This window comes from Xanthomonas euvesicatoria (assembly GCF_013112235.1).
Lineage (GTDB): Bacteria > Pseudomonadota > Gammaproteobacteria > Xanthomonadales > Xanthomonadaceae > Xanthomonas > Xanthomonas euvesicatoria.
The window spans coordinates 4,066,431-4,089,490 of the sequence record NZ_JABFFS010000001.1 but is presented as its reverse complement, the minus strand read 5'-3'; the positions used below and the strand labels follow the sequence as shown (position 1 = coordinate 4,089,490).

Sequence of the window (23,060 nt, the reverse complement as noted above, 5' to 3'; positions counted from 1 at the left end):
TAATGCGCTATTTTATTTTTGTTTTTTTGTTTCTTGCGAACAATGCCTATGCACAAACGGCTTGCCCCAACGGTGTGGCTCCTGGAAGCCCACAATGTGGGCCAGATTCTGGTACATCGAGAGGTGAAATTCCGCTTCCCCCTCCTCAGCCTACAGGGGAGTGGATAAAGACTTGGGGGGCAATTGTCAACTCAAGAGAAACGTCTCAGGCATGGGCTTCATTGGAGCAAACGTCAAAAGAGTCTGCAGAAGAAGATGCTATAGATCAATGTAAATCTGCAGGCTTTAAGGGCTGCTACGTTACCTTTACTTATTTTAACCAGTGTGTTGCAATGGCATCCTCTGCATCTGGTACTTCAGAGAGCGGCGTCTCTTCAGCTGCCAATATTTCGATTGCATCGCGTAATGCACTTAACACGTGCCGAGAAAATGGTGGTGCCGGTTGTTCGGTGATATATAAAGACTGCACGAAGCCGCTTTTCAAAAAATACTAATTTTAATTGACATTAAAAATCCAATTTTAATTGGAAATTAAATTCCCATCATTTTGATTTTTCTATTTTGGGTTTATATGGTTAGGCTCTCGAGGCATATTAGGTTTACTGGAGTAGTGGTTGCGCTATTAACTCTTAGCTCTTGCAGTCAAGAAAACGCACCGCAAAGCCATTCGGCTGTCAGCGATGCAGTAATTGCTGGTCAAGATTTGAGTAAAACCCAGGTTTTAACTGAAGTTTCTAGCGAAGAAAAAAAATCATCAGTGGAATCTGTTGAGATTGCTAAACTGTCGACCGAATTCAAAGAGGGCATGTCCTACGGCGATCTCCGAAAAAAAGTTATCGGCGGTAACTGGAAACCAGTTGTCAGTGCTGAATGCAAAAAAAACGTGGTTGGCGATGACTTCGAAGGTGTGTGCTCCAAGGATCCAAAGCGATGTGCTATTTGCGATGAGTTGCCAGAGTTGAATATCTGTAGCGGCGACGGGCATTGTATAACGGAATTTTCCAGCGTCGACGGTCGTCAAGTGTTGAAGGTTTCCACGTACGGCGAAATTCAAGACGGGCTAGTAGAGGGTGATAAATCGAGGCTTTTCGTTTCTTGGTGGGATGTATCGACTAAAGCTGACTGATTGGATTGTCGTTAATTTCGCAGGAGGTGCTAGATATGAGTAGTCCCTTGGCAGACTTGATTCAGCGCGGTGAATCCGGGCGAACTAATTACAACGCCTATAACCGGGGTACTTACATCGGGGCGGATGGGCGTGAACACATTCGTGGGAGTACAGGGCCTGTAGATTTTTCGTCTATGACTGTCGGTGACGTCATGGATGCGCAAGCGTTGCCTAGGGGCGATCAAGAGCGACTTTTTGCAGTAGGGCGCTACCAGGTCATCCCTTCCACGATGAATGATGCGGTTAATAAGTTGGATCTGGAACGGTCTGAGGCGTTTACGCCAAAGGTCCAAGACCAAGTTTTTTCAGACTATCTGATTACCCATAAGAAGTCTGCAGTTCGAAACTATATTACTGACGCGCCCGGTTCATCGCTGGATGGTGCGCAAACTGCGCTCGCGCAAGAATGGGCAAGTATTGCTGACCCTGATACTGGTAAGAGTTATTACGACAAGCCGGGTGGCTCAAATCATGCTTCGATTACCAGTGCAGAGACAGAGAATGCGCTAAATGCGATGCGTCAGTCATATCGTCAGGCAATCGAAAGCGGCGTAGCGCCTGAGCAGGCATGGAAGCAAATCAATTCTCAGCCTCCCCAGCAGCTTGCACAAACCCAACAACACAAACGCGATGCCGCAAAGGACGGCAAATTGGAACAAGGCGAGCGCGGCGAACAAGTGAAGCAGTTGCAAGGCCAACTTGCGCAACTCGGCGCTGTTGGTCGCGATGGTAAACCGCTGCACGCGGATGGCGATTTCGGCGGCAACACCAAGCACGCTGTCGAGCAATTCCAGCGCGAGCACGGGTTGCAGATAGACGGCATCGCAGGTCAGCAGACCCAGGCCGCTTTGGCTAAGGCGTTGACCCAGGGGACATCCAAGCAACCTGAGCACACGGCCGCGCCTGCTGCGCCGGCACAGGCAGCCTCCAGCCGCTTGTTGTCTGACCCGCACCATCCCGACAACGCGATGTACAACGGCGCAGTGAGCAAGCTCGAGGCGCTGGGTGAACGTGGCGGCTTTGCCAACCGCAAGGAACTTGAGCAGGCAGCAGGCCAAATCGTATTCGAGTCCAAGGTCAGCGGCCTACAACGCATAGACCACGTGGTGCCCAACAAAAGCGGTGACGGCTTCTTCGCGGTACAGGGCGAGATGACCGACCCGGCGATGCAGCGGGTTTTTGTGGATCGCATGCAGGCGCAGAATCAGCCATTGGAAAACAGCAGCCGGCAAGCGGCTGAGGAAAGCCAGCGTCAGGCCGACCAGGTGCAGAACCAGGAAACTTCCTCGCGCTCGATGTCCATGTAATTCGGAAGTGTTGGTCGTTGCGCTTCCGCGATCTGCTAAATCGCCGAGGTGGTCAGCAATCTCCGCCTTGGCTCTATTTGCAAAGACTTACGTAATGAGATTGCGATTTTCCAGCGGAATCTGTTGCAGCGCACGACGGCGTGGGTGGGGGTGATGGCGCTCACGGCGCTGACGCTGTGGATTTTGATCCAGGGCTATCGGATCGTGACCGGGCAGTCGCGTGAGGCGGCGATGGGCCTGGTGGTGACCGCGCTGCGTGCCGCGTTGATCATCGGTCTGGCCACGAGCATGGCCAAGGGTCCTCGCGGCTGTACTGGACGTTGACCGACGGGGTCAGCCATGCGATCACCAAGACGGTGACGGGTGACTCCGATAGCCCGTACGAGGCGATCGACAAGAATCTGATGCTGATGCAAGTGGCGATGTCGGGTCTGGACCAGATCAACACCGGTGGCGATGCAGAAAGCAAGGATGAAAAAGACCGGGCCCGGTGTTTCACCGGCATCGGCATGGCCGGGCCAGGTATCGTTGCCGGTTCGATGTTGCTACTCAACAAGCTGGCGATGGCGCTGGTGGTCGGGTTTGGCCCGTTGTTCATCCTGTGCCTGCTGTTCCAGGCGACGAAGTCGTTGTTCAGCAAATGGCTGCTATACGGATTGGGCACTGTGTTCTCGTTGTCGGTGTTGACCTTCACGGTGAGCTTGGCGACCAAGGTGGTCGGCGCAGTGGGCGCTGCCTTCGTCGCCAAGTGGGCGATGAATGGGTTTACGGGCGAAGGCATCAGCAGCATGGCGCTGCAGCAGGGAGGATTAGGACTGGTGTTGACGACGTTGATCATCACCGCACCACCGATGGCCGCGGCCTTCTTCCAGGGCACGTTGGGCCAGTTCACGGCGTATTCTGCCCTGGGGCAGCTGGATCGAGGCGGTCAGTCAGCTCCGGCTGCTGGGCGGCCTTATGAGCCGGGGGCGCCGGCTAGGGATAATCAACGTTCTGAAGTTACTCCTGTCCCTCAAGTGAGTGGCCGAGTTTCGGGCGATGAGTCCAATTCTAGCCAGACCGCAAGCGGTAAAATGGGCAACGCTAATAACGTCGATAGGCAGCGGGGCTAAAATGCGTAAAATTATTTTATTATTGGCGGTTATTCCTGTATTCGCGTTTGCGCAAACGGCGTGTCCAGTTGGTGTTGCGCCTGGCAGTCCGCAATGTGGGCCTGATTCTGGGACGTCAAGAGGAGACATTCCTGCTCCGCCGCCGCGGCCTACGGGTGAGTGGATAAAAACATGGGGTGCCATTGCCATCGCCGACAATGGTGATGCTGGTTACACTAAGGGGCGTCTCACTAGCAAAGAGGCTGAAGATGCTGCCCTGCAAAACTGCCAAAAATTGGCTGGCATGCGATGTGCCATCGCGTTGACTTTTCATAATCAGTGTGCTGCCATTGCGTCGCCTGCTTCTAGTCGTGGTAAGGGGGCGATAACTGGAGGGCCATCCTTGAATGATGTGGAATCCAGAGCAACGAAAACTTGCGAGAAGAATTCGGGAGGGGATTGTAAAATTGCAATGTCAACTTGCAGCGATCCCATCTTTAAGAAGTTTTGATTTTTCTGTCATAAATGCCGCTAGCAAAGTGTCGCGAACCGAGAGGCGGGCACAACTTGTTCGGAGCCGGTATTTAAGAAATATTGATTTGAATTGGAAGGATTTTCTATGGTGGAACGTACATTAGCAAGAGCGGTCGTGGGGGCGCTGTATTTAGCTTGCGTCATCTCGATCACAGCGTGCAGTCCTGGCAATACTCCGTCCGCAGAGGCTGACGGAGCGAAATTATCCGCTGAAGATCAAGCTGGTAAAAAGCCTGAATCCTCGCCGCAAAAGGACTTGAAAATGCCATCTACCGTCAATGCCAAGCTCAACGACCAAGGCGAGATAAACGCAGATATCAACGGCATTGCTATTTCAATCAAGGCGCAGCGTTGTAGCGAAGATAGCCCGGGGATCATGCTATGTAACCGTTCGCCGGTCGTGGAGGTGACATTCCCCGGAGCCAAGCCGATTGCACTGGAGCCTGAGGCTTTGTACGTGGATAGTAATTCCACGTTCTATCATGGTCCGCTAGACGACACTTACAAGAAGAACCGCCACTCAATCATTTTGACCGATATCAATGGCGATGGGCACGAAGATGTAGTGGTGTGGTCTGGAAAAGAGGGTAATTATGGTGGTCCCTCTTACAGTGTCTATCTTTTCGATGCTGCGCAGAAAACCCTTGTTTTCAATCAGTCGCTATCCGATATTACGGTAATGGCCAACGGTCTATTCTCCGTGAAAGGAAATATGCTGACGTCTACTTCTGGTGATGGATGTTGTATCCACGTCTTCGATACCTACGAGCTTAAGAATAACGAGGCAGTGCTGATAGAGCGGTTAACCGAAGACACGAATGATCCGGCTAATCCGAAGAAAAAGATCGAGCGGCTTCAAGACGGTGAAATGAAGGAGGTGTCCAACTAGAAGTGAGTGGTAATTGGTAGTGAGTACATGCAACGCATCTTCGGGTCTGCAATGCCGGTAGATGCAACAACAAATTCTAATGATATGCACGTACGGAGAATACTATGAGCGATGGACGTGGTCGGAGCACTGAAGGCTTTGGTGTGGATCGGGAGTCTTCTGTTAGGTTGATCGTCAAAACCGCTCTTGAGAACGGTGTGACAGATCCAAAGCAAATATCGTACATGTTGGCGACGGCTCAACATGAGACGCGTAATTTTCAGGCGCCTGAAGAAGATTTCGGACGCAGCCAAGCGCGCAAGCTTGGATATAGCGGCGGCGAGGAGTTCTATGGGCGTGGTTACGTGCATCTTACCCACGACTACAACTATGCGAAGTTCGATAAGTTGCTAGGCCTTAACGGTGAAATGGTCCGCAACCCGGACATGGCCAAGCAACCGGAAATCGCTGCAAAAGTTCTAGTTGTAGGTATGCGTGACGGCTTGTTTACAGGCAAGCCTCTTGATCGCTACATCGATCATGATAGCCACGACGTCTACAACGCGCGACGCGTTGTCAACGGAGTTACTCCTAGCAAACCCTGGAGCGTGAAGGCAGCCAAGGAATGCGAGGAATATGCGGGCAATTGGGAACGTCGCGTTCCCGATTTGATAGAAAGCGTCAAGCGCGATGGTGTCGATCTCAAGCACAGCGTGACGTCTGGTTCGACATCCCATCAAGTTTCGAAGTCCAATGATGGCAAGCTCGAACAAGGCGAGCGCGGCGAGCAGGTGAAGCAGCTCCAAGGCCAGCTTGCTCAGCTTGGCGCCGTTGGTCGCGATGGCAAGCCGTTGCGCGCGGATGGCGATTTCGGCGGCAACACCAAATATGCGGTCGAGCAATTCCAGCGCGAGCACGGGTTGCAGATAGATGGCGTCGCAGGTCAGCAGACCCAGGCCGCTTTGGCCAAGGTGTTGGCCCAGGCGACACCCAAGCAACCTGAGCACACGGCCGCGCCTGCTGCGCCGGCACAGGCAGCCTCCAGCCCCTTGTTGTCTGATCCGCGCCATCCCGACAACGCGATGTACAACGGCGCAGTGAGCAAGCTCGAGGCGCTGGGTGAACGTGGCGGCTTTGCCAACCGCAAGGAACTCGAGCAGGCAGCCGGCCAAATCGTGTTCGAGTCCAAGGTCAGTGGTTTGCAACGCATCGACCATGTGGTACCGAACAAGAGCGGCGACGGCTTTTTCGCAGTGCAGGGCGAGCTGACCGACCCGGCAATGCAGCGGGTTTTTGTGGATCGCAATCAAGCGCAGAAGCAGCCGTTGGAAAACAGCAGCCGGCAAGCGGCCGAGGAAAGCCAGCGTCAGGCCACCCAGGTGCAGACTCAAGAAACTACTTCGCGCTCGATGTCCATGTAAGTCTGGCGTGTCGGTCGTTGCGCTTCAGCGATCTGGTAAATCGCCAAGGCGGTCAGGACTGCTTGCCTTGGCTCTACTTGCAACGACCTGCGCGGTGAGATTGCGATCTTTTAACGGGAGTTGTTGCAGCGAACGACGGCTTGGGTGGGCATGGTGTCCCTGACGATGTTGACGCTTTGGATTTTTATCCAGGGCTACCGGATCGTGACCGGTCAGTCGCGCGAGGCGGCGATGGGCCTGGTGGTGACCGCGCTGCGTGCAGCGTTGATCATCGGTCTTGCCACGAGCATGGCCCAAGGGTCCTCGCGGCTGTACTGGGCGTTGACCGACGGGGTCAGCCATGCGATCACTAAGACGGTGACGGGCGACTCCGATAGCCCGTACGAGGCGATCGACAAGAATCTGATGCTGATGCAAGTGGCGATGTCGGGTCTGGACCAGATCAACACCGGTGGCGATGCAGAAAGCAAGGATGAAAAAGACCGGGCTCGGTGGTTCACCGGCATCGGCATGGCCGGTCCAGGTGTCGTTGCCGGCTCGATGTTGCTGCTCAACAAGCTGGCCATGGCGTTAGTTGTGGGGTTTGGGCCGTTGTTCATCCTGTGTCTGCTGTTCCAGGCGACGAAGTCGTTGTTCAGCAAATGGCTGCTATATGCGTAAGCTCCCCCGTCAAGCAGGCACTTCAAAAGTAGAGCTTTCGGCGTACTTGTTGCGGTACTCGACCGGGGTCATTCCGCCGAGCGAATCATGGGATCTTGCTTCGTTGTAGTCGATCATCCACCAGTGGGCGGCTTCGCGCACATCGTCGAGGCAGGCGAAGAGATTCAGGTCGAGCACTTCCTCGCGGAACGTGCGATTGAAGCGCTCGATGAAGGCATTCTGATTTGGCTTTCCCGGCTGGATGTACTGTAGTGCGACGCCATTGGTCTTGAGCCAGCTGGTGAACGCTTCGCCCAGGAACTCGGGGCCGTTGTCCGAGCGCACCACCTGCGGCAAGCCATGATCGCGTTTGATCTGCTCGAACACACGCACAAGCCGTTGCGAGTTGATCGAGGTGTCAACCTCGATGTGCAGCGCCTCGCGATTGAAGTCATCCACCACGTTGAAGGTGCGAAAGCGTCGTCCGCATGCCAGCGCATCGCTCATGAAGTCGACCGACCAGACCGTGTCTGGCAGCCTCGGCACGTAGAGCGGCACCCGCTCACGCTTGGGAAGGCGACGCTTTGCAGCGCGGCGTAGGTTGAGCTTCATGGCCTTGTAAACGCGATAGATGCGTTTGGGATTCCAACCTGGTTGCTGCTTGCGAAGGTAGTCGCTGCACTTCCAGAAGCCACGACTGGGGTGCGCTTCAACGTAACGCGCGATCTCGGCAATCAGCTCGGCATCGCGCACCGTCCAGTCCAGAGGCGGTGCATACCAAGCGGCACGCGACAGCCCGACGCATGCACAGGACCGGCGCAACGGCCGCGCGTGGACCTCGATAAGGAACCGCACCGCCTCGCGTTTACGCGCCGGCCCTAGAGTTTTTTTGCGATCAGGTCCTTCATTGCCGCGTTGTCGAGCGCCAACTCGGCATACATCCGTTTGAGCTTGGCGTTCTCGGACTCGAGCTCCTTGACCCGCCGCAGCTCGGACGCCTCCAAGCCGCCGTACTTGCTCTTCCACTGGTAATAGGTCGCCGTGCTGATGCCGACTTGGCGACAGATGTCTTTGACTGGAACGCCTGCGTCGGCCTGCTTGAGCGTGGCGATGATCTGTGTCTCGGTGAACTTCGATGTGCGCATGGAACCTCCTGACTTGGGAACGATGCCAGAAAGATCTACTTATGCGGTGTCTGCGGATCGGGGGAGCTTACGAACCGAAGACACGAATGACCCGGCCAACCCGAAGAAAAGGATCGAGCGGCTGCAGGATAGAAAGCTGCAGGATAGAAAAATGAAGGAGGTGTCCAATTAGTAGGCGATTGGTAATTTGTAGTAAGTACATACAACCATCTTGGGGTGTGAAATGCCGATGATGCAAAAAAATTCTAACGATATGCACGTACGGAGAATACTATGAGGCATGGATGTGGTCGAAGCACCGAAGGCTTTGATGTGGATCCGACGCCCCCAATTTTGACCAACGCTTCGCGATCTCTCAGCAAGAGCGATGAATACGTATGCACGCCCACGCTGTTGGAGTGCCACGCCGCTAGGCTAACGCCCTTAGTCGGCGGCCGTGTTGGCTGCCCGCAGTGGCCCGGGAGGGGCGTGCATGTTGCAGACACCATGGTGGCGCGGGGCGGTCATCTATCAGATCTATCCGCGTAGCTTTCTGGATTCCAACGGCGATGGGGTCGGCGATCTGCCGGGCATCATTGCCAAGCTCGACTACATCGCTGGGCTGGGCGTGGATGCCATCTGGATCTCGCCGTTCTTCAAGTCGCCGATGGCCGATTTCGGCTATGACATCGCAGACTATCGTGCGGTGGATCCGTTGTTCGGGACGCTGGACGATTTCGACCGTCTGCTCGACAAGGCGCATGCGCTCGGGCTGAAGGTGATGATCGATCAGGTGTTGAGCCACACCTCGATCGAACATGCGTGGTTCCAGGAAAGCCGTCAGGACCGGACCAACGCGAAGGCGGATTGGTATGTGTGGGCCGATCCGCGCGAGGACGGGACGCCGCCCAACAACTGGTTGTCGCTATTCGGTGGTGTGGCGTGGCAGTGGGAGCCGCGGCGCGAGCAGTACTACCTGCACAACTTCCTGGTCGATCAGCCCGACCTCAATTTCCATAACGCCGAGGTGCAGCAGGCAACCCTGGACAATGTGCGGTTCTGGTTGGACCGTGGAGTGGATGGCTTCCGCCTGGACGCGATCAACTTCTGCTTCCATGACGCGCAGCTGCGCGATAACCCCGCCAAGCCGGCCGACAAGCGGGTAGGGCGTGGCTTCAGTGCGGACAATCCGTATGCCTATCAATATCACTACTTCAACAACACGCAGCCGGAAAACCTGGCGTTCCTGGAGCGCCTGCGTGCGCTGCTCGATCGCTATCCGAATGCGGTAAGCCTGGGCGAGATTTCTTCGGAAGATTCGTTGGCGACCACGGCCGAGTACACCGCCAAGGGCCGTCTGCACATGGGCTACAGCTTCGAGCTGTTGGTGCAGGATTACAGTGCTGCCTATATCCGTGAAACGGTCAGCCGGCTCGAGGCGACCATGCTGGAAGGCTGGCCGTGCTGGGCGATTTCCAATCACGACGTGGTGCGTGCGGTAACGCGTTGGGGCGGCGAAGATGCGTCGCCTGCGTTCGCCCGCATGGTGGTGGCGCTGCTATGTTCGTTGCGTGGTTCGGTTTGCCTGTACCAGGGCGAGGAGCTTGGGCTGGGCGAGGCGGATGTGGCATTCGAGGATCTGCAGGATCCGTATGGCATCACGTTCTGGCCAACTTTCAAGGGGCGCGATGGATGCCGTACGCCGATGCCGTGGACCGATGCGCCGTCGGCGGGTTTCACCAGCGGCAAGCCGTGGCTGCCGTTGTCCGAGCCGCATCGTCTGGCTGCAGTGAGTGTGCAGCAGGACGATGCCCAGTCTGTGCTGAGCGCCGTGCGGGCATTCCTGAGTTGGCGCAAAAGCATGCCGGCCTTGCGGGAAGGGGCGATCGCGTTCTACGACACCGCAGAGCCGGTGCTGATGTTCCGGCGTGAGCATGCCGGCCAGGTCATGCTGTTGGCGTTCAATTTGTCTGCCGACATCACCGAGCTGGCACTGCCTGCAGGTGCATGGCGCCAGATCGATGTGCCGGGGGTGGAGCACGGGGTGATCGATCATGGTCGCGTGCGCTTGCCGAGGCACGCTGTGGTTTGTGCAATGGGCGGGGAGTGACGCTACCGCTTCAGAAAGCTTGATGGGTGTGTTTGATTGATACCGGCGAGGCGTTCCCTTGGGATGCCTCGCTTTTTTGTGGTGGGTGTTAGATCCGAGTTGGCGTGCATGCGATGCGCGGTGCCTGGTAGGCGAATCGAGATGAGTTATGTAGTGGCGCCGCTGTAGGAGAGGGTTAGGTATCTCCTCTTGGTCGATCAAATTTGAAGAATCGGCTGCCTGATGAAAATCGATTGCGAAAGCATATTCCCAAGCGATGCCGCGGCTAACATTTCATAGGATGTCTGGCGCTCGGAAACTGCAGGACGTGAAGTGCGCGCGTGTGGGCCTTGCGCTCGATTCCTTCCAGCCTGTACCAGACGATCCGAGCCGAAGGGAAAATGCTGTTCAAAGAAAAGCCGCCGGTGTCTAGCCGGCGGCTTTTCCTTGGTGGAGATTTCGAAGTTCTAGAGCGAGACGCCGTGATTGCATGGCGCGTAATAGATCATCGCTCCTGTCGGGAGATCGATTAGGAGGTGAAAGCAGGGCTTTTTGGATGCCGAGGGTGTTCGCGTGGGATCCGTACCCTCACCCCAACCCCTCTCCCGGAGGGAGAGGGGCTAACAGCGCCATTTATCCCTGCAATGGCTCAGAACTTGTAATTCACACCCAGCACAAAGGTGCGGCCCCACTCGATGTATTCCAGCGGGCGGTCCTTGGTTTCTGCGTACGTGCGATACGGGGAGTTGCTGAGGTTGCTTGCCTGCAGCAACAGGGTCAGGCCAGACAGGCTGCTGGCTTCGCTGAAGTTGTAGCTGATCTGCGCGTCGGTGATGTTTTCGCCGACCACGTAGCGCAACGTGCGGTTGCCGTTGAAGTTGCCGATTTCGCCGATGAAGTCCGAGCGCCGACGCTGGCTGACGCGTGCTTCGAAGCCTTTGTGCTCGTAGTACGCGGTCAGGTTGTACACGCGCTTGGACAAGCCCGGCAGGCTGATTTCACCGTCGCCCACGCTGGAGGCGCTTTCCGGGTCGCGGATCTTGACGTCGCTGTCGTTGAAGGTGGCGCTGGCCTGGATGCCGAAGCCTTCCAACGGCGCGAAGATCAGCTCCAGCGGCAGCGAGGCGGTGAGTTCGACACCGCGCAAGGTGCCGCCCTTGCCGTTGAACGGGGCGCTGAAGGTGCCGGTGGTCAGCACCGGGGCAGAGCCTGGCGGCGGCACGTAGCCGGCCACCAGTGCGGAGAAATCGTAGTTGTCGCGGCTCTGGGTGTAGATGTAGCTCTTGAGGTCCTTGTAGAAGAACGCCGCGGCCACGTAAGCACGGTCGGCAAAATACTTCTCGTAGGAGATGTCCAGGGCATTGGCGCGCCACGGATCCAGCATGGGGTTGCCGCCGCTGGCGCCGGGGCGCCCGGTCGAGGTGTCGACACCGAATTCCAGCGATGCCCGCAGTTGATCCACGCGCGGGCGTGCGACCTGCTTGGCCATGGCGAAGCGCAGCGTTTGCTCGTACGGGAACTGAAATGCCAGGTTCAAGCTGGGCAGCCAGTCGCGATAGGTCTTGCCATCGTCGATGGGCCGCACTTCGCTACCGGCCGGCTGCGAGGCGTCCCAGTAGTTGGCCTGCGAGGACTGGTCTGCACTTTGCAGCTGCACGCCAATATTGCCGCGCACGCCTACTTCGCCCCACTCGGTATTGATATTGGCACGCAGCCAGGCGGTGGTGATTTTTTCTTCCACCGTCCAGGCCTTGGACACCAGGAACGAGGCGTCGTCGCTGGGGTTGAACAACATGTAGCGCGCCACCGTGGCCGGCACATTCCACGCAGGCAGGGAGCCGAGACCGGCGAAGCCGAGATTGACCGGCGCGTATTGCAGGTCTGCCGCCACCGTGGCCTCGCCCTGTGCGCCCAGGGTGATATTGCCTTCGGGCTGGGTCTTCTGCTTTTCGCGATTGGCGTAGTTGACGCCCACATCCAGGTCCGAGAACCAGCTCAGCGCTTCGGGCATCGGGAAGCTGGCCTGCAGCCGCGCGCCCTTGAGCACGTCTTCCACGCTCGGCACCTTGCCGTATCCGGAGCCATAGATGGTGTTGGTGAGGAACAGCTCGTCCGGATTGGAATAATTCATGCCCGGCGTCAGCTGCGAGAAGCCGTTGCCGACAACCGACACGCCCACGGTATCCAGCTGCGGCATCGGTGCGCGTTGGAGATTGTTTTCCAGGTTCAGTTCGTCGCGTGTGGCCTTGGAGTAGTTCAGGTCGGCGACGATCTTGACGGAGCCGGCCGTGATTTCGTTATTCCAGCCGAAGGCGTCGATCTTGTCTTCGCGCTTGTTGTACATGCCACGCACCAACGGATAGACGCCGCTGGCATCGCCGCCGATGAAGGTATTGCGATCGTTGACGCGCACGTTGCTGATGTTCAGGCCAGGCGTGTAGCCGCCGTTGTAGTTGCTCAGATTGAGCTCGAACTGGTTGGCGGTGTCGATCTGCTCGGCTTCGGTGTGGAAGGCATCGAGCGTGCTGGTCCAGGCATTGGACGGGCGATACTGCAGCGTAGCCATGACGCCGTCTCGCTTCTGGTTGCCGGTGCGGCGCAGCGCCTTGATGCCATCGGAAAAATACACGCCATCGGCGACACCAGGACGCTGCCGCTGCGCGTTGACCTGCTGCCACGGTTCGTACAGGCCTACCTGGTTTTCCTGGATCGGCATGTCGGTATGCGCGTAACCGATGGTCAGGCCGATGGTGCGGTCTGCGAATTGGTCGATGTAGCTGACATTGAAGCGGTTGCCGTAGGGGTCGACGTTGGCGGCCTTGCCCAAGGAGTTGCGCTGGTAGCGGCCACCGATGGCGATCACGCGCTCGTTGTAGCTCAGCGGGCGGGCGGTCTGCATGTCTACCGTGCCCGACAGGCCTTGACCGACCAGGCCGGCATCCGGTGTCTTGTAGACGGTGACGCCGCTGACCAGTTCTGATGGATATTGGTCGAACTCCACGCTGCGGTTGTCGCCGGTGCTGACCACTTCGCGCCCGTTGAGCAGCGTGGTGGAGAAGTCCGGCGACAGGCCGCGCACGCTGATCACCTGCGCACGGCCGGCAACGCGTTGCGCAGCCAGACCGGGCAGGCGCGCCAGCGATTCGGCGATGCTGACGTCAGGCAGGCGACCGATGTCTTCGGCTGAAATGGCTTCCACGATCGAAGTGGAATCGCGCTTGACCGAGATGGCGCCTTCGATTGCGCGGCGCAGGCCGGTGACCTGGACCTTGTCCAAGTCGGTGACCGCGCCGGCAGTCTGTTCGGACGCACCTTGTTGGGCGTCGCTTGCTTGTGCAGGCGTTGCCGTTTGCGCGGCGGCCCATGTCGGTGCCATGGCAACGGCCAGGGCGATACTCAGCGCGGAGCGCTTGTGCTTCAACATTTTCCCCTCCCAGGTACATGTTGTTTTTTGATTTTTGATCCGGCAGGGCTGCCTGGATGTCATGCGTCGCGTGCCACGATGGACGTCAAACGACTGCGACGTATGGTAGACACGGCACCTGGGTGCAAACGTGCACTGCATACGTATTCACTGCGGTGCTGCGCGATGAAATCGATTCCACCCAGGGCCACGCCGGCGACGGCAAGGTGATTGCGCTCAGCAACGACATGCTGCGCGATGCGCAGTGGCGGTATGACCGCTGCGCCGTGCAATCGATCGTGCTGGCTGTGCGCGTTGGCGCCCAAGCGATGTCGTGGTCAGCGTTTGCCACCCATCGGAACAAAGCGAATGGCCTGACCACCGCCCGGTGCCAGACGCAGCTCCAGCGTATCGGCACTGCTGACCTGACGTTCTTCGCGCACGAAGGCGAACGGGTTGCTGGCATAGTCCGCGCCGTCGCCATCGCGATAGATCTGCGCGATGTAGCGCACGCCGGGTTCGAGAAAGCCCAGTGGCACCTGCAGCAGGCGGCCGTGTTCGTCGGTGATGCTGCCCAGGAACCAGTCGCGGCTGTGCCGGTCCTTGCGTGCGATGGTGACGTAATCGCCCACTTCGCCATTCAGCGCGCGGCTCTGGTCCCAGTCCACCGCCACATCTTCGATGAAGCGGAACGCATCGCGGTGTTGCAGATAATGCTCGGGCAGATCGGCGGCCATCTGGATCGGGCTGTAGAGCGTCACATACAGCGCCAGCTGCCGCGCCAACGTGCTGGGAATGGCCTGGCCGTTGCGGCCCTTCAGGCTGACGATGCCGGGCGTGTAATCCATCGGCCCGGCGAGCAGCCGGGTAAACACCAGGTTGACTTCGTGCTCGGGCGGATTGGGCGGCTGGCCCCAGGCGTTGTATTCCATGCCGCGCGCGCCTTCGCGCGAGATCCAGTTGGGATAGGTACGGCGCAGCCCGGTGTCCTTGATGGGCTCGTGCGCATTGACCGCAATGTGGCGCTGCGCCGCTTCCTGCACCACGTGCAGGTGGTGACGTGCCATCCATTGCCCGTCGTGCCATTCGCGCAGCGGCGTGCCGCCCGCGGGGTTGCGCCGTTCCACCTGGCCGTCGTCGCAGACATAGCCGGTCTTGACCGAGTCCACGCCGAAGCGCGCATACAAGTCCATCGCTTCGGCGATCTGATCTTCGTAATGGTCCACTGCGCACCCGGTTTCATGATGGCCGATCAGATGTACGCCCTTGGCGGCGGCGTATCTGCTGAGTGCTGGCAGGTCGAAATCCGGCGTGGGCCGGGTGAAATCGAAGCTGCCGCCATTGCCGAACCATTCCCCGTCCCAGCCGGGATTCCAGCCTTCGACCAGTACGCCGCGAAAGCCGTGGTCGGCGGCGAAGTCGATATAGCGTTTTGTCGTCGCGGTGGTTGCGCCGTGTTTGGGCCCGGTGGCCCAGGTCTGTTGATTGAGATGCATCGACCACCACACGCCCACGTACTTGGATGGCTTGATCCAGCTCACGTCGCCCAGCACATTGGGTTCGTTGAGGTTGAGGATGAGGTTGGATTCCACCAGGCCGGTGGCCTGATCGGCGATCTGCAGCGTGCGCCATGGCGTATCGAAGGGCAGGCTGCGGCGCACCTTCCAGCCTTCGGCAGCCGGCGACAGCTGCGCGCGCAGGCGCTGGTTGTCGGTGCGGCGCAGCCACATGCCGGCGTAGTCGACCAAGGCCGCTTCATGCAGTGCGATGTGCAGCCCGCTGTCGGTGCGCAGCGTGAGCGGCGTATGCGCCAGCGCAACCTGGTTCAACGGCGTGTGCCGATACAGATACTCGTAGTGGATCGGCTCGCCTGCGGGAATCCACCAGGCATCGGCCGGTTGCGCGATGGCGAATTCGGTCACTTCCTCGTCGATGAGCGCCTCGCGCATGCCTGCTTGCTTGGGGAAGTGATAGCGCAGGCCCAGCCCGTCGTCGTAGACGCGGAAGATCACGTCGAAGATGCGCTGCGCACCGTCGCGCTCGCCCAGGCTCACGCGCAACTCGTTGTAGTGATTGCGCACCAGCCGCGTCTCGCCCCAGGGCTGCTCCCAGGTGTCATCGTGACTTTGGCGCGCCTGGGCAAGCACCGCCATGCCGCGGTCCAGCCGGCCGTCGCGTAGCTCGAACCCCAGCCGCGAGCGTTGCACCACCGCCTCGCCGAGGCGCTGCACGCGGTAATAAGGCGTGCCGCCATCCACCTCCAGGCTGACTTGCAGCACCTTGTTCGGCGACTCCACGCTGACGGTGGTGACTTCGGCATGCAGCTGCGGCGCGGCACCGCCGAACAGCGTGAGGACCAGCAGCTGGGCGATCCATGCGGCGCCCAGTGTCGAGTGCGCTCGACGTGAAGACAGCGGCATATCCCCTCCCAAGGTGACCGTTGCGCAAGCAGTGACTATGCAGTGCCTTGCAGTGGATGCGCCGTGCTGCGCACTGCTGGAAACCCATGAATACGTATGCAGTGGTGCGGAACAGCAGAGTGCGCGTCTACCATGGCGCCACGGCACCTGGGAGGGTCCGCGCCCGTGGCACGTCCGTGCCGCGCACCACAACGCGTGCAACGAGGGAGGAAGGCCGACGGCGCAAGCTGTCTTGCCGCTTCGATGTTGAAGATGATCTGCATGGCTGCAACGCTGGGCGTTGCGGCAAGCTCGCCGGCACTGGCCGACGAACTGGAATTTCAAGGACGCCGGGCCCAAGCGCAGGCATTGGACGACGGCAGCTTCGTGTTGCGCTGGCCGCAGGGCGAACGCCGCATTGCGGCACAACCGATGCGCACGCACACCGCCAGCCCGCTGTTCGACGCCTTGTTCGCGCTGGCACAGCAGGAAATGGCCGACGACCGCGTCGAGGCGATCCGCGACCCCGCCTTCAACGATGGCAAGCCGGTGCCGTGCGCCTGCTTCGAAACCGGCGAACGCTGGCCCTACGTCTGGACGCGCGATGTCAGCTTTGCAGCCGATCTTGCGTTGGCGCAGCTGGAGCCGGAGCGCACGCGCAATGCACTGCGCTTCAAGCTCTCGGCCGCACGCGATGGGCGCACGCCGGGACTGTTCGTGGCGCAGGACACCGGCTCCGGCGGCAGTTGGCCGATCAGCAGCGACCGGGTGGTGTGGTTCCTTGCCGCACGCGGCCTGCTGGACGACAAGCCGTTTGCCGAAGAGGTGTGGCAGGCACTACAGGCAACGATCGCGCAGGACCGCGATGCCGTGTTCGATGCGCAGATCGGTCTCTACCGCGGCGAAACTTCGTTTCTGGATTGGCGAGAACAGACCTACCCGGACTGGACGCGCGAGGACGTGCGATTCATTGCCGAATCCTTCGCGCTCTCCACCAACGTGCTGCATTACCAGGCGTTGCGGCTGGCCGAACAGTTGGCGCGCCAGCATGGCGATGCACGCACTGTGCAATATGCGCAGTGGGCCGATGCACTCCGCCAGGCCATCGATAGGCGTTTCTGGGATGCGCGCAGCAGCCAATACGTCAGCTATCTCGGCAGCGCAGCGCATCCGGTGCGCTACGCCAAGGTGGATCTGCTCGGCCTCTCGCTGGGCGTACTGGCCGATGTGTTTCCGCCGCAGCGGGCGCGCCTTGCGCTGCGCAATTACCCGATGGTCGCGGGCGGCAGCCCGGTGGTGTGGCCGCAAGAGGCCGCGCAGCCGATCTACCACAACCGCGCTGTCTGGCCGTTCGTCAGTGCCTATGCGCTACGCGCTGCACGCACGCTGGACGATGCGCCACGCATCGCGTTGGAGCTGCAATCGCTGATGCGTGGTAGCGCGCTGGCGGGCTCCAACATGGAAAACTACGAGATGCAGCGCCTTGCGGTGCACGTGGAAGAGGGCGCGCGCAGTGGCCCGGTGGTGAACTCGCCACGCCAGCTGTGGTCGGTGGCGGGCTACCTGTCTGCAGTGCAGGAGGGTGTGTTCGGGCTGTCGGCCGATGGCAAGCTACAACCGAAGTTGCCGCGGTCCTTGCTGCCCCTGTTGTTTGGCGACGCCAAGCAGATCGTGCTGGAACAGGGCGCACGACGGTACGTGCTGCAGCGCCCGGCGAACGATGCCGGCGAGTTGCTGGTGGCAGGACGCAGCGAACGGCAGGGGCAGACCACGCTGGTGCAGTTGGTTGGGCACAATGCCGACCTGACGCCGCCGCCGCGACCGAAGCAGGTCTTCGCACCGCAGATGCCACCGGCGCCGGTCGCGCAACAGATCGGCAACAGGTATCGCATCGATATTCCGGAAGGAACAACGCTGTATCTGGACGGCCGCGCACTCGATGCCAGCGCGCACTGGGATCTTCCCGACGATGGCGTGCTGCATGTGCTCAGCCTGACCCGGCGGCGCGATGGTCTGGAGTCGCTGCATAGCCCGTCGTTGACGCTCGGCCCACTGCAGCAGTTGCCGGGCAGCCAGCGCTGGAGCTGGCGTCCGGCACATGCAGGCGTGCATCGGGTATCGCTGCGTTACCGCAATGACAATGGCCCGATCAATACCGGGATCACGGCAGCGGTGAAACACCTGGTGCTGGAGTGCCCGGGGAAACCCGCACAATCGCAGGTCATCGTGATGCCGCATAGCGTAGGCGAGCAGCTCTCCACACAAGTGACTTTCGATGCGGTGGCGGGGCAGGCCTGTACGTTCCGGCTCGAGAACGGCTTCAATATGAGCGCATTGGCGCACTTTGCGCAGTACAACGGCGGCCGCGGCGGCCGTGATGGTGTGGTCAATGCGGCGCAGGTCAGTGCGTTGTTGGTCGGGCCTGCAGCACGCGTGGAGGCCGCGCCATGAACGCCAAGCCACGCTTGAATTTCTGGCAGATCTGGAACATGTGCTTCGGCTTTCTCGGCATCCAGTTCGGCTTCGCACTGCAGAACGCCAATGCCAGCCGTATCTTCCAGACGCTGGGCGCGCAGGTCGACGACGTGCCAGGCCTGTGGATCGCTGCACCGCTCACCGGCCTGATCGTGCAGCCGGTCATCGGTTACCTGTCCGATCGCACCTGGACCCCGTGGGGCCGCCGGCGTCCGTACTTCATGGTGGGCGCTGTCTTCACCACGCTGGCCTTGCTGGTGATGCCCAACGCGCCGATGCTCTGGGTGGCCGCCGGGACGCTGTGGGTGTTGGATGCATCGATCAACATCTCGATGGAGCCTTTCCGTGCGCTGGTGGGTGACCAATTACCGCCGTCGCAACGGCCGACCGGCTACGCGATGCAGAGTTTCTTCATTGGCATCGGCGCGATCGTCGCGAGTTTTCTGCCCTGGCTGCTGACCCATTGGGGCATTGCCAACACCGCGCCGCCAGGCCAGTTGCCCGACAGCGTGCGCTACGCGTTCTACCTCGGCGCGGCGGTATTGTTCCTGTCGATCACCTGGACGGTGCTGCGTACGCGCGAGTACAGCCCAGAGCAGTTGGCCGGTTTTGACGATGCGCATCCGCCTCTCGCACAGGTGGCACGCACTGGCATGGCGCCGACACCCATGGCAAGCGTGTTGTGGTGCGGTCTGGGCGTGCTGCTCGCCACGGCCATCGCCTGGCAGCACGGCGACCGCATGCTGTATGTGCTGGCCGGGCTGTGTCTTGCCTACGGCGTGTTGCTTGCCTTGGCCCGCATGTTGCCCGCCACCAGCATGTTGGTGGCGATCGTGCAGGACGTGCGCAGCATGCCGATGACGATGCGTCGCCTGGCCTGGGTGCAGTTCTTCTCGTGGTTTGCCTTGTTTGCGATGTGGATCTACACCACTGCCGCAGTGACGCAAGTGCATTTCGGTGCGAACGACACCGCTTCGGCGGCCTACAACGATGGCGCAAACTGGGTCGGCGTGTTGTTCGGCGCCTATAACGGGTTTGCTGCATTGGCTGCAGTGGTGATTCCGCTGCTGGTGCGTGCGGTCGGCTTGCGCTGGGGCCATCTGTGCAACCTGTGGCTGGGTGCCGCCGGATTGTTGTCGATGCTGGTCATCCGCGACCCGCAGTGGTTGCTGCTGTCGATGGTGGGGGTCGGTTTCGCCTGGGCCTCGATCCTGTCGCTGCCGTATGCCTTGCTGTCAGACAGTGTGCCTGCTCCAAAGATGGGCGTGTACATGGGCATCTTCAATTTCTTCATCGTGATTCCGCAGTTGGTCGCCGCCAGCGCGCTGGGCTTTGTGCTGCGCGTGTGGCTGGGCGGGCAGCCGATCTATGCATTGGCCATTGGCGGGCTCAGCCTGTTGATTGCAGGCGTGTGCGTGGTGCGGGTTCCAGTGGCCTCGGGAGGGCAGTGATGCGCAGTGCGATGTATGTAGCGTTGACGATGTACGCGGGCGCGGCAATGGCGGCGCCTGCAGCCAAGGACTACTACGGCACCCTGGAGCCGTTTGCCGCCGAGGCGGTGTACTTCGTGGTGACCGACCGCTTCGTCAACGGCGATACCGGCAACGACCATCGCGATCAGGGTGGTGCGCATCGCACCTTCGATGTGCCCACACCATGCGCCGATGGCAGCGAGGACAACATCGGCTATCTCGGTGGCGACTTCAAAGGCATCGTCGAGCATGCCGATTACATCCGCGACCTGGGCTTCGGGGCGGTGTGGATCACCCCGATCGTCGATAACCCCGACGAAGCGTTCACCGGCGGCAAGCCGATCACCTGCGGCAGCACGCTCAGCGACCATGGCAAGACCGGCTATCACGGCTATTGGGGCGTCAACTTCTACAAGCTCGACGAACATCTGCCCAGCCCGGGACTTGATTTCGCCGGCTTTACCCGCGCCATGCACGCCAACAAGCTGAAGGTCGTATTGGACATCGTGGGCAACCATGGTTCGCCGGCCTACACCATGCCGCAGGCGCAACCCGGCTTTGGCAAGCTCTACGATGCACAAGGGCGCCTGGTCGCCGACCACCAGAATCTCGCGCCTGCGCAACTGGATCCGCAGCACAACCCATTGCATGCCTTCTACAACACCGGCGGCGGCCTGGCGGAATTGTCCGACCTCAACGAAAATAATCCGGCGGTGCTGGATTATCTGGCCGGCGCGTACCTGCAGTGGATGGAGCAGGGCGCCGATGCTTTTCGCATCGATACCATCGGCTGGATGCCGGATCGCTTCTGGCATGCCTTCGTGGCGCGCATTCGCGAAAAACGTCCGGGTTTTTTCATGTTCGGCGAAGCCTTCGATTACGACGCCAACAAGATCGCCGGGCATACCTGGACGCGCAATGCCGGCGTCAGCGTGCTGGATTTCCCGCTCAAGCAGCAGCTTGCCGCGGTATTCGGTCATGAACAGGCCGGCTTCGAAAAACTCGCCGCGCCCTTGTTCCTGCGTCAAGGGCCCTACGCGAACCCCTACGAGTTGATGAGCTTCTACGACAACCACGACATGGCGCGCCTGGATGCCACCGATAACGGGTTTATCGATGCGCACAACTGGTTGTTCACCGCCCGCGGCATTCCGGTGATCTATTACGGCTCGGAAATCGGCTTCATGCGTGGGCGTGCCGAACATGCCGGCAATCGCAACTACTTCGGCGTCGAGCGCATTCGCACTGCACCGCAGAGCCCGATCTTCGGCCCGCTGCAACGCATCGCCCAGGTGCGTCGCAACACCCCGGCATTGCAGCGTGGCGTGCAGGTCGATGTGCGGTTACACGGCGATCAAGCCGCGTTCCTGCGCGTCTATCAGCATGCAGGTACAACCCAGACCGCATTGGTGCTGCTCAACAAGGCCGATACCGCAGCCACCATTCAAGTGACGCGCTTCCTGCAGCCTGGCGCGTGGCGCGATGCGGTCAGTGGCGAGCAGTTGCAGGTGCAGCGTGGTTTCGCAACAGCGGTGCCGGCGCACGGCGTGCGCGTGTTGCTGTCGGATGCGCCGATCACCGACCCGGCCCTGCGCAAGCAGCTCGACCTGCAAATGGCCGAGCAGGCTGCACGCGACGCACGCAACAGGTAGGCGCGCACCTGGGCGCGATCAGGCATTGCCGCTGACGCCTGTCGCGCCCGGTTGCGCTCTTGCGCCGCACGCAGCGGGTCGCGAGATCTCGCGACCCAACGGGCGCGCTATCCCGAATCCCGAATCAGCGCCTGACCGTCCCATCCGACGCCCGACCCGTCAGCGCATCGCCGGTCTCTGCGCCAGACGGCGCCCATCCCAGTGGCGGCTGCAGCCCGCTGCTGCGCGAGGAATCGCGTAGCGCCAGACGCACCGGAATCGTGCGGCTCTGCGCGGCCTCGCCACGAATCAGGGCCACCAGACTTTCCACCAGCAATGTGCCGGCCTGCTTGGTGTCCTGCTGCACGGTCGACAGCGCGGGCGCGACCGACGCCGCCAACGCGATATCGTCGAAGCCGCTGACCGCCACGTCCTGCGGCACCCGCAGGCCGCGCTCGCGCAGGGCGCGCATGGCACCGATCGCAATCAGATCGCTGGCTGCGCACACCGCATCGAACGCATTGCCGCTGTCCAGCAGTGCCAGGCATGCGGTGTAGCCGGACAACTCGGTGGTGATCGCATCGAACTGCAGTGCCGGGTCGGCTACCAGGCCGTGCTGCGCCAGCGCAGCGGCATGGCCGCGGTAGCGCTCTTCGAATTCGGGGTAGTGGTTGGACGCGTGTCCGACGAACGCGATGCGCCGGCAGCCCTGCGCCAGCAGATGGTCGGTAATGTCCAGCCCGCCCTGGTAATTGTCGCTGCCGATCGAAATGCCGGGCTGGCCGGGCAGGGCCGCGCCCCAGCGCACGAAGTGGGTGCCTTGCTCGACCAGCAGCTGCAGCCGCTGGCGCGATTCCTGATAGTCGCCATAGCCCAGCAGGATGATGCCGTCGGCCTTGTTGCTGTCTTCGTAATCGGCCTGCCAATCCTTGGACAACTGCTGGAACGACACCAGCAGGTCGTAGCCCTGCAGCGCGCAGGCGCGGGTGATCGAGCCCAGCATCGAGTGGAAGAACGGGTTGATCAGCGAGTCGTCGGCAGTGGGGTCTTCGAAGAACAGCAGTGCCAGCGTGCCGGCATTGCGCAGCCTTAGCGAGGAGGCGTTCTTGTCGACCTTGTAGTTCAGCTCGCGGGCGATGCGCAGGATGCGCTTGCGGGTTTCCTCGTTGACCATCGGGCTGCCGCGCAGTGCGCGCGACACGGTCGGCTGCGACACGCCGGCCAGGTAGGCGATATCCAGCGAGGTGGCTTTACCCTTGATGGTCATGGTCGGCAACGGCAGGACAGGTGGCCGGCATCATGCCATGCGCCCGCCAGCGCCGCGCCGCCGTACGCAGCGGACGGCTGATTGGTTTACCATTCACGCCCAAGACCCCCTGCGAGAAGGTGGCCCGCGCCCGGCGCCGGCCCAGCGTGCGACATGAGCACTACCACCGCCC

The 23,060-nt window shown here is 60.3% G+C and carries 14 protein-coding genes and 3 pseudogenes; 13 read left to right on the top strand and 4 right to left on the bottom strand.

The genetic code is table 11. From position 1 onward, the window contains the following. Positions 1-2 precede the first annotated feature (2 nt). From HLH45_RS17560 to HLH45_RS17525, 8 genes and pseudogenes are all read left to right on the top strand, one after another. Positions 3-494 (top strand): DUF4189 domain-containing protein, encoded by a 492-nt coding sequence (locus HLH45_RS17560; RefSeq protein WP_074053087.1) that lies wholly within the window; start codon positions 3-5, stop codon positions 492-494. 116 nt (positions 495-610) lie between these two features. Beyond that, positions 611-1,126 carry a hypothetical protein gene (locus HLH45_RS17555; RefSeq protein ID WP_126952779.1) on the top strand — a complete coding sequence of 172 codons (516 nt, stop codon included), beginning with the start codon at positions 611-613 and terminating at the stop codon, positions 1,124-1,126. 35 nt (positions 1,127-1,161) lie between these two features. Further along, a complete protein-coding gene (locus HLH45_RS21870) occupies positions 1,162-2,475 on the top strand; it encodes a peptidoglycan-binding domain-containing protein (RefSeq protein ID WP_223866255.1) in 1,314 nt (437 codons plus the stop codon). A 39-nt stretch (positions 2,476-2,514) separates the two neighbouring features. Continuing rightward, a pseudogene (locus HLH45_RS17545) lies at positions 2,515-3,587 on the top strand (type IV secretion system protein). Between the two features lies 1 nt (position 3,588). Beyond that, positions 3,589-4,077, top strand: coding sequence for a DUF4189 domain-containing protein (locus HLH45_RS17540; RefSeq protein WP_005914223.1), 489 nt, complete (start codon positions 3,589-3,591; stop codon positions 4,075-4,077). Positions 4,078-4,185: 108 nt separating this feature from the next. Continuing rightward, positions 4,186-4,989, top strand: coding sequence for an XAC2610-related protein (locus HLH45_RS17535; protein ID WP_223866256.1), 804 nt, complete (start codon positions 4,186-4,188; stop codon positions 4,987-4,989). A 104-nt stretch (positions 4,990-5,093) separates the two neighbouring features. Further along, entirely contained in the window at positions 5,094-6,389 is a 1,296-nt protein-coding gene (locus HLH45_RS17530; RefSeq protein WP_126952760.1) for a peptidoglycan-binding protein, read from the top strand. A gap of 39 nt (positions 6,390-6,428) precedes the next feature. Next, positions 6,429-7,043, top strand: a pseudogene (locus tag HLH45_RS17525) (type IV secretion system protein); the annotation flags it as partial. 15 nt (positions 7,044-7,058) lie between these two features. Here HLH45_RS17525 and HLH45_RS17520 read toward each other — a convergent pair. Beyond that, positions 7,059-8,173 (bottom strand): IS3 family transposase gene (locus HLH45_RS17520; protein ID WP_409350108.1). Its coding sequence is split into 2 segments (ribosomal slippage): positions 7,059-7,916 and positions 7,919-8,173, totalling 1,113 coding nucleotides; the frame shifts between segments, so codons are not numbered across the junction. Between the two features lie 472 nt (positions 8,174-8,645). Between HLH45_RS17520 and HLH45_RS17515 the strand changes: the two genes are divergently transcribed. Continuing rightward, positions 8,646-10,262: an alpha-amylase family glycosyl hydrolase gene (locus tag HLH45_RS17515; RefSeq protein ID WP_008576074.1), complete on the top strand. Its 1,617-nt coding sequence runs from the start codon at positions 8,646-8,648 to the stop codon at positions 10,260-10,262. A 628-nt stretch (positions 10,263-10,890) separates the two neighbouring features. Here HLH45_RS17515 and HLH45_RS17510 read toward each other — a convergent pair. Then, complete coding sequence (locus HLH45_RS17510) at positions 10,891-13,665, bottom strand: TonB-dependent receptor (RefSeq protein WP_008576076.1); 2,775 nt, start codon at positions 13,663-13,665, stop codon at positions 10,891-10,893. Here HLH45_RS17510 and HLH45_RS17505 point away from each other — a divergent pair. Continuing rightward, positions 13,654-13,979 (top strand): annotated as a pseudogene (locus tag HLH45_RS17505) (hypothetical protein); the annotation flags it as partial. The gene HLH45_RS17510 and the pseudogene HLH45_RS17505 overlap by 12 nt on opposite strands. 3 nt (positions 13,980-13,982) lie before the next feature. Here HLH45_RS17505 and HLH45_RS17500 read toward each other — a convergent pair. Further along, positions 13,983-16,064 carry a glycoside hydrolase family 97 protein gene (locus tag HLH45_RS17500; RefSeq protein WP_008576077.1) on the bottom strand — a complete coding sequence of 694 codons (2,082 nt, stop codon included), beginning with the start codon at positions 16,062-16,064 and terminating at the stop codon, positions 13,983-13,985. Between the two features lie 243 nt (positions 16,065-16,307). Here HLH45_RS17500 and HLH45_RS17495 point away from each other — a divergent pair, with 243 nt between their 5' ends. Genes HLH45_RS17495 through HLH45_RS17485 form a run of 3 tightly spaced genes read left to right on the top strand, consistent with a single transcriptional unit; the run spans position 16,308 to position 21,642 of the window. Beyond that, positions 16,308-18,494 (top strand): glucosidase family protein, encoded by a 2,187-nt coding sequence (locus HLH45_RS17495; RefSeq protein ID WP_046931938.1) that lies wholly within the window; start codon positions 16,308-16,310, stop codon positions 18,492-18,494. Continuing rightward, positions 18,491-19,969, top strand: coding sequence for an MFS transporter (locus tag HLH45_RS17490; RefSeq protein ID WP_008574586.1), 1,479 nt, complete (start codon positions 18,491-18,493; stop codon positions 19,967-19,969). The genes HLH45_RS17495 and HLH45_RS17490 overlap by 4 nt, the downstream gene beginning before the upstream one ends. 47 nt (positions 19,970-20,016) lie before the next feature. Continuing rightward, a complete protein-coding gene (locus HLH45_RS17485; protein WP_033478868.1) occupies positions 20,017-21,642 on the top strand; it encodes an alpha-amylase family glycosyl hydrolase in 1,626 nt (541 codons plus the stop codon). 124 nt (positions 21,643-21,766) lie between these two features. Here the strand turns inward: HLH45_RS17485 and HLH45_RS17480 are convergent, their stop codons facing one another. Beyond that, the gene (locus HLH45_RS17480) at positions 21,767-22,888 is read right to left on the bottom strand and encodes a LacI family DNA-binding transcriptional regulator (protein WP_008574584.1); all 1,122 of its coding nucleotides are present in this window, start codon (positions 22,886-22,888) and stop codon (positions 21,767-21,769) included. Positions 22,889-23,060 lie beyond the last annotated feature (172 nt).